General features: G+C 45.3%; 15 protein-coding genes. 9 read left to right on the plus strand and 6 right to left on the minus strand.

The window, feature by feature from the left end:
* From EAE89_RS19590 to cdiI, 9 genes are all read left to right on the plus strand, one after another.
* Nucleotides 1-1,679, plus strand: a 1,679-nt coding sequence (locus EAE89_RS19590) for a DUF637 domain-containing protein (protein WP_214086452.1), incomplete at its 5' end; no start/stop codon positions are given.
* A gap of 13 nt (nucleotides 1,680-1,692) precedes the next feature.
* Nucleotides 1,693-2,034: a hypothetical protein gene (locus EAE89_RS19595; protein WP_149617211.1), complete on the plus strand. Its 342-nt coding sequence runs from the start codon at nucleotides 1,693-1,695 to the stop codon at nucleotides 2,032-2,034.
* Nucleotides 2,035-2,064: 30 nt separating this feature from the next.
* Complete coding sequence (locus EAE89_RS19600) at nucleotides 2,065-2,349, plus strand: DUF637 domain-containing protein (protein ID WP_339423483.1); 285 nt, start codon at nucleotides 2,065-2,067, stop codon at nucleotides 2,347-2,349.
* Nucleotides 2,350-2,353: 4 nt separating this feature from the next.
* Nucleotides 2,354-2,860, plus strand: coding sequence for a hypothetical protein (locus EAE89_RS19605; protein WP_188093383.1), 507 nt, complete (start codon nucleotides 2,354-2,356; stop codon nucleotides 2,858-2,860).
* Complete coding sequence (locus EAE89_RS19610; RefSeq protein ID WP_011147751.1) at nucleotides 2,860-3,081, plus strand: hypothetical protein; 222 nt, start codon at nucleotides 2,860-2,862, stop codon at nucleotides 3,079-3,081. Before EAE89_RS19605 ends, EAE89_RS19610 begins: the two co-directional genes overlap by 1 nt.
* A gap of 201 nt (nucleotides 3,082-3,282) precedes the next feature.
* Entirely contained in the window at nucleotides 3,283-3,579 is a 297-nt protein-coding gene (locus EAE89_RS19620; protein ID WP_149617208.1) for a barstar family protein, read from the plus strand.
* A 158-nt stretch (nucleotides 3,580-3,737) separates the two neighbouring features.
* Nucleotides 3,738-4,241: a hypothetical protein gene (locus EAE89_RS19625; protein ID WP_149617207.1), complete on the plus strand. Its 504-nt coding sequence runs from the start codon at nucleotides 3,738-3,740 to the stop codon at nucleotides 4,239-4,241.
* Nucleotides 4,242-4,381: 140 nt separating this feature from the next.
* Nucleotides 4,382-5,329 carry a CdiA family toxin C-terminal domain-containing protein gene (locus EAE89_RS24050; protein WP_214086454.1) on the plus strand — a complete coding sequence of 316 codons (948 nt, stop codon included), beginning with the start codon at nucleotides 4,382-4,384 and terminating at the stop codon, nucleotides 5,327-5,329.
* A gap of 10 nt (nucleotides 5,330-5,339) precedes the next feature.
* On the plus strand, nucleotides 5,340-5,696 hold the full coding sequence (gene cdiI, locus EAE89_RS19635; protein WP_214086455.1) for a ribonuclease toxin immunity protein CdiI: 357 nt from the start codon (nucleotides 5,340-5,342) through the stop codon (nucleotides 5,694-5,696).
* Between the two features lie 264 nt (nucleotides 5,697-5,960).
* On the opposite strand, the gene EAE89_RS19640 is transcribed toward cdiI, so the two are convergent.
* The 6 genes from EAE89_RS19640 to EAE89_RS19665 all read right to left on the minus strand — a co-directional run bounded on the left by EAE89_RS19640 (nucleotide 5,961) and on the right by EAE89_RS19665 (nucleotide 13,368).
* Nucleotides 5,961-6,212 carry a type II toxin-antitoxin system RelB/DinJ family antitoxin gene (locus EAE89_RS19640; RefSeq protein ID WP_149617204.1) on the minus strand — a complete coding sequence of 84 codons (252 nt, stop codon included), beginning with the start codon at nucleotides 6,210-6,212 and terminating at the stop codon, nucleotides 5,961-5,963.
* Between the two features lie 346 nt (nucleotides 6,213-6,558).
* Nucleotides 6,559-9,183 carry a type VI secretion system ATPase TssH gene (gene tssH / locus EAE89_RS19645; protein WP_054480258.1) on the minus strand — a complete coding sequence of 875 codons (2,625 nt, stop codon included), beginning with the start codon at nucleotides 9,181-9,183 and terminating at the stop codon, nucleotides 6,559-6,561.
* Between the two features lie 52 nt (nucleotides 9,184-9,235).
* Nucleotides 9,236-10,327: a type VI secretion system baseplate subunit TssG gene (gene tssG, locus EAE89_RS19650; protein WP_054480259.1), complete on the minus strand. Its 1,092-nt coding sequence runs from the start codon at nucleotides 10,325-10,327 to the stop codon at nucleotides 9,236-9,238.
* Entirely contained in the window at nucleotides 10,324-12,192 is a 1,869-nt protein-coding gene (gene tssF, locus EAE89_RS19655) for a type VI secretion system baseplate subunit TssF (RefSeq protein WP_054480260.1), read from the minus strand. The genes tssG and tssF overlap by 4 nt, the downstream gene beginning before the upstream one ends.
* A gap of 3 nt (nucleotides 12,193-12,195) precedes the next feature.
* Nucleotides 12,196-12,729 (minus strand): type VI secretion system baseplate subunit TssE, encoded by a 534-nt coding sequence (tssE, locus tag EAE89_RS19660; protein WP_161804237.1) that lies wholly within the window; start codon nucleotides 12,727-12,729, stop codon nucleotides 12,196-12,198.
* A 3-nt stretch (nucleotides 12,730-12,732) separates the two neighbouring features.
* Nucleotides 12,733-13,368 (minus strand): DUF3540 domain-containing protein, encoded by a 636-nt coding sequence (locus EAE89_RS19665; protein WP_054480262.1) that lies wholly within the window; start codon nucleotides 13,366-13,368, stop codon nucleotides 12,733-12,735.
* Between the last annotated feature and the right edge of the window lie 5 nt (nucleotides 13,369-13,373).

Here is a 13,373-nt window from a genome sequence, read left to right on the forward strand (position 1 = left end):
CCTTAGTTGAAAATAAAGGGGATCTCACCCAGACACTGGCGGCCTTAGCGAAGCGCGAAGCCGTCAAATCCCTCGTGACCCAAATCGCCGTGGGTGGCGCATTAGGGGGTTTAGACCACACGATGGGTTGGGGAAAATTAGTGGAGGGAAAAGGCGTTGTCGATCCGCTAAAAGCGCAGCTTCCTTTATTGAGTCATCAGAATTGGAGTCAGGTGGCCCAGCGTGTGGCGGCACAATCCGTCGTCAGTTCAACAATAGGGACGGCGATTAACGGCGGCAGTTTTACGGATAACCTGCAAACCGCGTTGTTGAGCAATATCGGTAACCAGATTAATGCGGAAGGGGCCAAGCTGATTGGTAATAACGGGGAGATTTTAGGCCACTCAGGCAAGATATTGAGCCATGCGGTTGTGGCAGGTATTAGCGCTGAAATCGCCGGTGGAGATGCCAAAGGGGCTGCCGTGGGTGCGCTGGCGGCTGAATTAGCGGCAATCACCATGGAAAGCCGGCTATTTGAACCGGCGTATAAGAATGAAACCGAGCGACAAATCCATAAAATTCAGGAAGCGCTGACAGGTAATGAAGTTAAGGCCCAGACAGCCAAATTTATCGGGGCATTATCAGGCGCCCTGATTAGCCATACCCCGGAAGGCGCTTACAGTGCGGCGAACAGCGCGGAGCTTGTCTATCGTAATAACATGACTGAACACATGTTGTATCAGTTATCGGTAGAAAATCAAACAGACATCTTAGCGGCAGGAAAAGGGGATAAAGCGGCGGAAGCGCGCGTCATTGCGCGGCAGGATGCGGCGATTGCCGTCACCGCAGTGGCGGCAGGCGGTTACGCGCTGGTTTATGGCGGTCAGATACTGATTGCCGCCTCGGCTGAAATGGCAACGGCAGGGCGTGTTGCGCTTGAAGGCTGTAAAACCAATCCGGCGCTGTGCCTGAATAAAGTGGGTATTTTTGTCGCTGATGCGATTGCGCCGGAGGCGGCGGTTGGGACCGGAGTTTTGGCTGCGGGCACGGTAAAGGTATTAGGTAACACCAAAGAAGGTGCCAAGGATCTGGCAGAAGGGTTGAGTCATGCCTCAAACCCGCTGTTAAAAAATGCTAAGCCTGATACTGATGCCGTAACTCGCTTGATTGAAAATGAGAAGTTGTATACTGGAAAGGGGGCGACTGGGCAAAATGTAGGAAATCTTGAACCTGGAAATCCAGCAAGTACGAGTATTCCAAGAAATGGTGATCGTTTAGTTTTAAATCAAGGCCAACTACCAACGTGTGGACCAAATTCGTGTGCAATGATTATGGATACGGCGGGATTGAAATACGATTTAGGGAAGTTAATAACAGATGCAAAAGTTACAGCTAATGGAGCAAGGATGAATGATCTTGCATCTGCAATGCGAAACCAAGGCTTAACGGATGCTAAATTTACATCAAAAATTTCAGTTGAAGACTTAGCTAAAGCCACATCAAACGGGCATCCAGCGATAGTGGCAATGAAGCTTAATCGAGGTGGCCACGCTGTTGTTGTAGACGGTATAACCGTAAGGAATGGTCAGCACGTTGTGGCGATTAGAGATCCGGCGTTAGGAAGACAGTACTTTACTCCAATCAATGAGTTTAAAGAAAAATTCATGGGGCAAGCTATTACAACGAATACGAAGAAATAATAAGGAATAATAGATGAATAATAAATTAATTAACAAATCTGATGATGTCACTTCCATTGGATATTTATTTGTCTTTACTAAAAACAATGAGTTGTCTGGATATATTTCTGAGTCAAATACTATTGAAGAGAGTGAAGAAAATCAGAAAATATTTTTAACAGAAAAAGTTATAAATCAAATAATTGAACAAGATGAAGTGTTTGGTGTTTTGGTTGGGGGAAAATACTTATATTATGCGATGCCAGTTATTTTGGCTGATCTAAACTTATCATTAATGGATAATAAAACTTATTTGGAACAGGGTAGTGTTTTAATTTTATTTGAAGATGAAAATAAGCAGAAGGTTATAATTTAATAAATTATTTTTTATGAGTTCCCTCCTAACTTGAACTGCCCCCCGAATGTTAGACAAGCATATAACATTCGGGAGTGTAGCTCACTATGCCAAATTAACGCTGAGGGTGCCGGATTGATTGATGATAAGGGTCAGATTCTGGGTATCCCGGGTGAAGCGATTAGCTATGCAGCATATCTTACTCTGGCGACGGAGATTGGCGGAGGTGATGTAAAAGGGGCTGCGGTGGGTACATTAGCAGCAGAGTTGGCGGCCATAACGCTGGATAAAACCTTTAACGACATGATGGCAATTCAGGCACCAAAAAGGTGCTAAGGATTTGGCAGAAGGATTGGGTCATGCGGGTATGCAGGTCACTGAGGCATTAACACCGGGTGGTGTGGGTGCTGCGGGTGTAATCGGTGCGGGTAAAACTGCGGCGGAAGCGGTACAAACAGAAGCTGTAGCGGTTATTGCAGCTAAAAATCTGCTTAATAAGTCTGTTGCTCAAAAAATAGATGCAGGGAAATTTGGCAAATTAGGGTTAACCGAACTTGCTGAAACAGGAACTAAAATTGATCCGGCAGCTAAAGCTGGAAATTTCACTGTTGTTGGTAGAGCTTTGCAGAAGCATGGAAGCCGTGAGGGCAGCGCATTCCCTGCTGCTAAAGGAAATCCAGAACAGGTTAATCAGCAAGGACAAAAAATCTTGGAGGAGATAATTAAAACACCAAGAGCTAAGGTTCAACAAGGTAATCGTTTTGGTGGTTTTGATATAGTAGCACCGGATGGTCGTGGGGCGAGACTTGATCCTCAAGGTAACTTTCGTGGATTTTTGGAGCCATAATGAATAATAGGTATCAACTAAAAATTGTCATAGCAAGCGATATAGATTACGAATGTTTGGTGGCTGAAATTTATTGTAATGGAGAGTTTTTTGCTCTTTTGCAACAAGAAGAGGGGGTTGAAAATATTAAGGTAGAATTTTCTCCTAGCACCAGAATAATTGATCTTGATTGGCTTCAATATGCTTTATCAAAAGCCAAAGAACATTTATTGAACAATTGAACTCGCTCTTGCTTTGTGAACTGAACCTTAATTTTTGAGCAGTTTCATCGGCGGCTAACTTTGGCGTGAGGCTGACATAGGATTGGATAATACGATGTCTCGTGGTAATCAACCAGGAACTCGATTGCTGTATTCTAATGATGGTTTGTTATATATCACCGTTGATCATTACGCAACGGCTATTTCAATAGGTAAGTGGAAATGAGAGATCATAAAATTATTTTAGATGGAAAAAACATCTGTTCAGAGAGTGATTTTCATAAAGTACTATCTGAACAGTTAGAATTTGGCCCTTATTATGGGAATAATCTTGATGCGTTATGGGATCGTTTAAGTAATGATATTGAACGTCCAGTAACAATTGTTTGGCTAAATTCTGAATCTTCTCATCAGTATTTGGGCGATATTTTTAAAAAAATTATTACTGTATTTAATCGGGTCAAAGAACAAGATATCAATTTTAAGCTAGCTGATAAATTTGACTATCAATTAGAGTAACTGGGTTATGTAGCGGTTAATGCGACTAAAAATTTGCTTAATAAGTCTTTAAGATGGGATGTCCCTGGAATGATGAATGGTAGCAAGGGAACTTATGAGTTAGTTGTTGATCCCAAAACTAATACTGTGCTTCATTTCTTATTCAAAAGTGGTCAATAATGCAAAACATGAATTTCTTATGGAAACTTTGTGTCAAACCTCTACAGGGCAAACTTATCTATCGAGAGTCTGAGTATTCGATAGATTTTATTGATTATTCTGAGGTTGAAGTTGAAAGGAAAACAGGTAATCAAGGATGTACATCTTTAACTATTGGGACACTTCAAATTGAAGTAGGGGTTGAATCAGGTAAATTACTTTACCCGTGGGGTTTATATCCATTGCAGCATTGTGAATCAAGAGAACTAATAATTCCCACTATGTTACCTGGTGAGATCTTCATTTATCTTAACAATACTAAGTTAATTCAAGGTGTTGCTATGGACATTCCAAATATAAATTTGTGGCCCGCATTTAGGGATCCATCTACAAAGTGGATATGTATCGGTGATGATGAATTGATTGGTGGAATAACTGTTATTCAGTTTGCTGATAATGTAGCAATGGCACTTAGAAATGATTCACTAATGTCCTTATGGATTAAGCCTGTATCTGAGGAGTGAAAATTGCTCTAGTTATTGTGACTTGTACCGAGGCTGTTATTTGTCCTTAATCCATCAACATTAACCTACGGGGATAATACTTAAGTCGTGTAGGGATTAAATGACTTAATTCTCAGTCATTCTAAACACAGCTAGACAACATGACTGAGCACATGTTGTATCAGTTATCGGTAGAAAATCAAAAAGACATCTTAGCGGCAGGAAAAGGGGATAAAGCTGCGGAAGAGCGCGTCATTGCACGGCAGGATGCGGCGATTGCCGTCACCGCAGTGGCGGCAGGCGGTTACGCGCTGGTTTATGGCGGTCAGATACTGATTGCTGCCTCGGCTGAAATGGCAACGGCAGGGCGTGTTGCGCTTGAAGGCTGTAAAACCAATCCGGCGCTGTGCCTGAATAACGTGGGTATTTTTGTCGCTGATGCGATTGCGCCGGAGGCGGCGGTTGGAACGGGTGTTTTGGCTGCGGGCACGGTAAAGGTATTAGGTAGCACCAAAGAAGGTGCTAAGAATCTGGCAGAAGGATTGAGTCATGCCTCAAAACCTTTGTTAAGCAATGCTAAACCTGATACCCATGCCGTAACTCGCTTGATTGAAAAAGAGAAGTTGTATGCCGGAAAGGGAACGACAACTGTTACATACCCTGATGGCATGAGTTTTCAGATTAATCAGCCGAAGCATTTAGCAACTGTAGATGGATTTACCCAAAAATCAGGAATTGCAGGCGGGCACAATGCAGATGCTTTTTATGGTGTTGTAAAAGACAAAGGAATACAAATCGTCAGTGAAACGCCTACTGGTGTTAATGGAATAATGCATATCGAATATAGAGTACCGGCTAAAGATGCTTCTGGGAATTTTACAGGAACTTACAAAGGTAATGGTTCAAAACCATTTGAAAAGACTATCTATGATCCCAAAATTTTTACTGATCAGAAAATGTTGGAGTTAGGTCAACAAGCTGCTGTAAGCGGTTATAAACAAGCTATAGCTAGAGGTCAACAAGCATATGATGCTACAGCAGATGGTGTTACATTCAGGGTATATATTGATAAGAAAACAGGTGGGATAAGTAATTTCCATCCAAAATAGGACATAATAAATGAAATTTTTATTTGAGCTACCTTATGATCATTCTAATTTTGACTGGATCATAAAAAGCTATTTTGACCTTATGTATAATGACGAGCGTTTTTTAGATGCCGTAGAAAATATTGTTCAAAAAGAATCTTTTATGTTAGATGGTGTATATTGCTTTTTCCCTGACGCGAATAGTGAAGATGAATATTTTGAAGGCGTTCAGTTTGCTGTTGGTTATCCGCCAACTGATGAAGATACAATAACAGTCAGTGAAGAAACCTGTTATCACTATGTCAGATTAGCTGGTGAAAAGTATCTTGAGCTTCATCCAGAAGATACAGATAAGGTTAATGAGCTACTGGCAAAAATACCAATATAAAATCAATGTTCCCCGGTCATGTGAATTGCACCCCAAAAGTTAGACACTAATTGATTAAGGTGCGGTTCATTCAATCGTGGGCTATATTCTTCTATTTTTATGACAACTGGTTTGCCAACATAAAAACCGAGCTGTTCCAGTCAGAACCCTTTAATAGTAAGTTGAGGTCTGGGCACTGATTAGCCATACCCCGGAAGGCGCTTACAGTGCGGCGAATAGCGCGGAGCTTGTCTATCGTAATAACATGACTGAGCACATGCTGTATCAGTTATCGGCAGATAATTCATCTGCTGAAGTGAATACCTCATCAGTTACCGGTGCATTAATTGCTTTTAGAGTTGTCCTGTTAGGTATCTTTAATTCGATAGGAAATTCCTGTCCTAATGAAATCTGATTTAAAAAGATCCTAATGGCATCAGATAGACTTATTCCTAACTCGGATAGCACATTTTCCGCATCTTCTTTTAACTTGGGTTCAACTCTTGCTTTGACAATTTCAGTTTTTATCGTTGCCACTTTAGCTGTAACCCTACTATTATTAGTTTACATCACGCAATGTAGCACATATAAGACACAAAATAGCCCCTAATCTTTTTTAGTGATGATCTCACTGAACGGGTTGAATCTGACTATACCCAATAGATTTCAAGATGCATCGCGACGGCAAGGGAGCGAATCCCCAGGAGCATAGATAACTCTGTGACTGGGGTGAGTGAGTGCAGCCAACAAAGAGGCAACTTGAAAGATAACAGGTATATATTAATTACCCACCTCAGAAATGCACTGGTAACAACAATCAAAAAAATAAAGCTTTTAAACCCGGTATTAAAACCGGGCTAATACACTAAAGGCGGTACCTATCTCAGCAAAAATGACACTGAAATGCCGTCTCCTCCCAAGTCACCTGCAATTGTGAATAATGCTGATTCTCTATCGTTGCCGTCAGCAATTTACGACTGATCTGTGGTAATAAAGTGTTCGTAATAATGGAATCAATCCTGCGAGCACCAGATTCCTGTTCTATACAACAGGAAATAATCTGTTGCGTCACTCGGTGGTCAAACTGCGCTGCAATACCATAATTTTCCCGCAGACGCTGAGCCACCCGCGCCAACTGCAATTGCACAATATTTTCCAACATTTCATCACTCAATGATAAAAAAGGAATCACTGTCAAACGGCCAAGCAGTGCGGCAGGAAATGTCCGTAACAGCGGTTGGCGTAACTGTTGAGTCAACGTTTCCATATTCGGCAAACCATCCTGCCGGGTACAAGCGCTAATAACTTCCTGACTCCCCACATTCGAGGTCAATATGATCAGTGTATTACGGAAATCAATACGCCGACCCTCACCATCTTCCATCCAGCCTTTATCGAATACCTGAAAAAACAGTTCGTGCACATCGGAATGGGCCTTTTCCACCTCATCAAGCAATACCAAACTGTATGGGCGTCGCCGAACCGCTTCCGTCAAAACTCCACCCTCGCCATAACCAACATATCCCGGTGGCGCCCCTTTCAGAGTTGATACACTATGTGGTTCCTGAAACTCACTCATATTGATGGTAATCAGATTCTGTTCTCCACCATACAAGCTCTCAGCAAGTGCTAACGCCGTTTCGGTCTTCCCTACCCCAGAAGGACCACATAACAGAAAGACCCCCACCGGTTTATTCGGATCAGCCAAATGCGCACGCGCTGTCCGCACCCGCTCACTGATGATATTTAGCGCGTGTGGCTGACCAATAACCCGTTGCCCCAAGCTGTACTCCAGATTCTGGACAACATTAAGCTCATTTTTTACCATCCGACCAAGAGGGATGCCGGTCCAATCCGCAACCACCGCCGCAATACTGTGCGCATCCACCGCCACCGTAATTAATGGCTGTTCTCCCTGCAATAAACTCAATTGTTGCCGACAATCCTGTAACTGTGTCTGCCAATCCAAACGCTGTACATCATCCACCGGTATTTCATCATCGGAAATCAGTTGTTGGCGCAAGCTGATAATCTGCTGAGCCAGTGTCGTTTCAGCCTGCCAACGCTGAACCATCTGCTCCTGCTCCGCCTGCAATTCACGACGCTGCTCATCAAGCTGAGCCAAACGTGCACCATGATCACCCCCCAGTTGTTGCTCGCGGCAAACAATCTCATATTCAATTTGGAGTGCATCAAGCTGACGGCGATAATCTTCCAATACCGCCGGTTGACTGTGCTGACTAACCGCAACCCGTGCGCAGGTGGTATCAAGCAAAGCTATGGCTTTATCAGGTAACTGACGAGCCGGAATATAACGATGAGAGAGCGATACCGCCGCTTCCAGCGCCTCATCCAGTAATAACACACCATGATGCTGTTCCAACTGCCCAGACAAACTCCGTATCATTTTTAACGCCAGTGCTTCATCCGGTTGTTCGACCTGTAATACCTGGAAACGCCGAGTCAGCGCCGGATCTTTTTCAATATGCTTTTTGTATTCCGCCCAAGTAGTCGCACCAATAGTCCGTAACTGTCCACGCGCCAGTGCTGGTTTCAACAGATTCGCGGCGTCACCAACCCCTTGCGCACCGCCAGCACCAATCAGCATATGAATCTCATCAATAAACAGAATAATGGGAACCGGGCTTTGCTGAACTTCATTAATCACCGCCTGCAAACGTGCCTCAAATTCTCCTTTCATGCCAGCGCCCGCTTGCAAACGGCCAATATCCAATGACCAAAGCTGAACATGACACAACGACGGTGGCAAATCACCCGATGCAATACGCAATGCCAATCCTTCCACCAGCGCCGTTTTACCCACACCAGCCTCACCGGTAATCAAAGGATTGTTTTGCCGACGACGTAGCAGAATATCAACCAGTTGGCGAATCTCCTTATCCCGCCCAACAACAGGGTCAATTCGCCCAGCCTTCGCGAGTGCTGTCATATCCTGCGCATAACTTTGTAACGCACTCTCTGATGTTGACTTATTGTTCCCATTCTCTGCGACTGATCGCTGAGGACTATTTTCCGTACTGTTGCTCAGGATATGCGTAACATCCTGCACCAGATTTTCCGCATTAATACGGGCAAACTGAGCGGAGATAGCTAACAAATGCTGGCGCAGATTAAAAGTCGTCAACAGGGCCAGCAATAAGTGAGCACCCCGGATCTCACCTGCCGCAAAAGTCACAGAGCTACACACCCAAGCCCGCTCCACGGCTTCATCAATATGAGCGGAAAGATCAGAAATCGCGCTAGCTCCGCGCGGCAATGCGTCCAGAGCCTGTACAATATCCCGTGCCATCTGCTGATCATCCAAGGCAAAATGGCCTATGATCTGTTGCAGATCGCCCGCTTTTTGCTGCATCAGCTGATGCAACCAGTGCGCCAGTTCAACATAAGGATTGCCCCGCAACTTACAAAATGCACTGGCGCTTTCCAAAGCACTAAACAAGGGCGGATTAAGTTTATTAAATAGTGACTGGCGATTGATATCTGACATAGAACCCTCGTCCATATTGGATAGAAAAGAAAACAGATGCAGCTTGTTATGACTACGCAGCCTTATCTGGCCTGAAACAGAGATCGCGACGATCATGATGATGGGTGTTAAGCCCCAGCCAACAGTTTTGTCCCAGAGACTGAGCGCTTCCCAGTGAACAGCCCTGATAATGTTGATGATCCAACGTAATTCTGAGCGTCCAGGCATATTCAAGGCCGACATAACCTCGAACCCAATCACACAATTGCTGAAGATCATCACAACAGGATGTTGCGAATCGTGACGCCGGTAAGAAACGTTGATATGCCGACCAGGAGAGCGGGCCAAGTTCCAGACAAAATGCATATTGCACATCAGCCACCGCAATACCGAGACGGGTTGCGTATCCCAACCGGGCGCCTGAATGCCCGTTATGCAGCCGTAACTGCTCATCACGAGCAATCGCTAACCAATGAAACTGGTTTTCATGCAATGTAACTGGTAAACCAAAATGGTAACGTAGCAAGCACAGCAAACCCTCTTTATTACGCGGATAGCGGCTCAAGTGCCCAGCCATATAGTGATGTGTCCGTTCTTGCCGGAGGCGGTAACTCGGAATGTGTTCCATGCCGATAAAGCTAGCAAAAAAGCGATCAAAACGATGGTTATCGCTGCGATCAAAGGAAATGCAAGGCTGAGCATCCGCCCATGCACGCCAAAACAAGGTGATTAAACGGTGCTGAAAAAGGTTAAAAAAGGCACTCAGTGCATGATCTTTATGTTGCTTCTGACGTTGCCAGGCAAACTCAGTAACATGTAAAGGCAGAGGGCCATTCGGACCAAACAGACCAAAATTATTGATATTAATTTGATAGCGAGTGCCATCTGGGTAAGGTTCGATAGACGCAATTTCTGCCGGTGCAAAGCACAGTGTTGGCTGTTGCCCCAAACGCAATGGCTCATAACGCGGTAAAGGTGAACGACCCAATGAATAAGGCGCTCCTGACTGTGCATCAATACGCCGTAGCAACTGAAACAGATCAAAATCCCACGGCGTTTTTTCTCTTTCAGCCCAGAAATGAATATCAAGAACAGATGACGCAGTCTGTATTTTCTCCCCAACCTGTACGATCTGATTGTCGGCATATATGGCAAGTATCTTCATAACAAGGTCCTTACCCCATCACGCCCCGACCAAAATCCGATCGTCCCCCGTTGCACACTGGACAGCGTTGTTTCCGCAAAACTGTTTATTGTCACCAAACGGCTAAACAGCTGTGCTAGTACGCTCCCCATTAACCAAGGAGAACGGCCAGAAAATGCCTGTTCATCGACCTCCAACGCCACGCTGATTCCACGTCGAAACAACGGTGTACCGGCCATGTGACGATTTTGAGCCTGCAAACGGCAACAACGGATACCGTTAATCTGCTGCGCAATCACCGCATCAGCCTGACTTGCATGAAACCGTAACAGCCGTCGTAGTTCCGTTTCACCCTGTTCAGTGGTGCAATCCTGCAAGCTAAAGTAGTTAAGCTGTAATTGATTGATTAGTTGCCAACAGACGCGACTCTCTGCCAATGCTGGACGAGGGTTGCTGGGGCCTTTACGCAACTGAACAGCAGAAACAGGTACTGAATCCTGCATCACCAAGCTTTCTTGTGCCTGTCGTTGCAGCAATAAAGGAAGATCACGGTTGGTACACAAAACTTCTGCACTGAGATATTTCAAATCACTGCGCCAAGGCGGATGACGCTCGTCTGCCAGCGAAACATAAACCTCACTGCCAAGATAATCAGAGCGCATCCCATAGCGGTTTACATCCTGTGGCAACAGACGAGATTCACGGCGGATAGAAAAATACCCCGAATTAATCAACGCATCATCATGCTGCGTGTGGTAAAGCGGATGGAAAATATAGCGCTGGTCGCCATCATGCTGAGTCCCAATACCACGTAATGCTGTGACAGAAAAAACCTCATAATCAAGCGGACGCATGTTATCAACCACAACATGGTATTCATGCTGTTGTTCATTGAGTATCATCGGCTCGGCCGTACGAGGGAAAAGGTTAATAGCAGGGGTACAATGCAAAGCCAGATGGCTGACATCCACCACCTTTTCCAACTGTGGCGAACGTACATCCAATAGGATCTGAATTTCAAATCTCTGTTGTTTACCGGCCTGTGCCAGCAATGGCTGCAAGCCACTGATACTGAAAAACTGGAAACGGGCCGGAAAAGCAAAATATTCCTGCAACAGGCGATAAGCTTCTACATTGCGCAAATCAACCGGCAACAATGCCTGTTCCGAAGCAAAACCCTCATGACACAATGCCTGAGATGGCAGCAATAACCGCTGTACTGAACTGCCGGGAATTTGGCACAACACCCCCTGACAGTGTGCCATCAGTAATTCCAACAGTTGCAACGCGGGAATATCGCCGCCACTGAGATAAAACATCAGCTCATCACATTGCAATTCACCCAATGACACATTATCAAAACACGATAGCTGAATACGCAAAGCACCCTGTACATTCGCCCCGCCAAGTGCAGAAAGCGGAATATCAGCCGGAATACCACCCAATTCAACTTGTAGCAAACGCAGTGGTTGTAAGGTGACATCCTGCGCTGTACGGTAGCAGCAATTAAGCCCCTTCTTTTTCAGCGCCAAACTCTCCATCAGAGAACCACGAGGTACAGGAAAACCTTTGCTCAGATCTCCTTTAGTCGGATCTGGCTGTAATTCAACAATTGCCATCGAAGGCAGGCCAGCAAGGTAGTTAGGGTAAAGCGCTTCCAGTAACTGAGCGGAGAAACGCGGAAATTCAGCATCCATTTTGAGTTGAATGCGCGAAGTCAGAAAAGCAACCCCTTCCATCAGACGCTCAACATAAGGATCGGTAACTTCATCCCCCTGCATGCCCAATCGCCCAGCAACCCCCGGATAATGGCGAGCAAATTCGCCCCCCATTTCACGCAGCCATGCTAATTCACGATTGTAATACTCCAGTAATTTTTCATGCATGATTTACCCTCCATCCACCAGCTCAAAACGGCCGTTTTCCAGATCAACATGACTACTGAAAGCAAATGCCAATGGGCGGGAAGAGCACAACAGATGCCCCCGGATTTCAAAGCAGAGGATATTGTGAGCATTCAATTTTTGATCGCCCTGCATACCCGTGATGGTGAGTTCCTGCGGCATAATACGCGGTTCAAAATGGAGAATAGCTTCGCGTATCGCGCACTCAATACTTTCCCAGCTCACCTGAGAAACAAACTTCCCAGCCAGGGCGCGAATACCAAAATTCAATGTGCTGGTGCTGACATGCGGCCATGATGACAGATCGGCGCCAGAGGAATAATGGTCGCAATTCAGTAGAGCCTGTAAATTATGCAGAACCGACAAACGAAGTTGCTGAGCACTGTCGCCATACAGCACATCTTCCCGATCATTTCCGCTCTCGGTCAGACGTTCAAGTAACATGGGAAATGTCTGATGATTGGCATAAACTGCCGGCCCCCTACGTTCCCTAGCCTTTTTCTCTGGTATTCTGCTCATCATTTAGCCCATATGAATCTGTTCAGAATCCACTTTTGTTATCGCCTGCGACGTAATAATGGTATTACGTGCGTGCAAACGGACATAATCGCGCGCCTGACAATCCAGTTGCCCAACACGTACATGTTCTGCCTGTTCAACCTTACGCAATACACGCTGGCTGATTTGCACTACGGTTTTCCACAAAGCCTCCACGCGCTGACCAAGCAGACAAACCACGTTCACCCAAGCAGTCAATTCATCACCGCTGTAACGCATATGAGCAATATGGCAATCACTCTGTTGCGCCGTGATCTGCACAGATTGACTATCAATACTGACCTGTTCGGCACTATGGAGCGTTAATTCTCCCTGCGGAGCAATACACAAATTCCCCGGAACGCTCAGCGTTACAGTTTGCTGCTCATCACTACGGCTCAATACAGCCAACACCCATAGCCGATGGTTATCGTCGCCACAAATCAGCACCTCGTCACCGGTTTGTGGACTCAACAAACAACTGATAGCAACACGACATTGCCAGCCGCGTTGCTGATACTCGACGATCACATCACCGGTTGGCAGTATACTGACCACTTGCCCCGCGGCCTGTTGAGGAAGATTAATCCCCAATGGAAATGATTTTTGCGTTGCGTTCATAGATC

Source organism: Photorhabdus heterorhabditis (assembly GCF_018448905.1).
Taxonomy (GTDB): Bacteria; Pseudomonadota; Gammaproteobacteria; order Enterobacterales; family Enterobacteriaceae; genus Photorhabdus; species Photorhabdus heterorhabditis.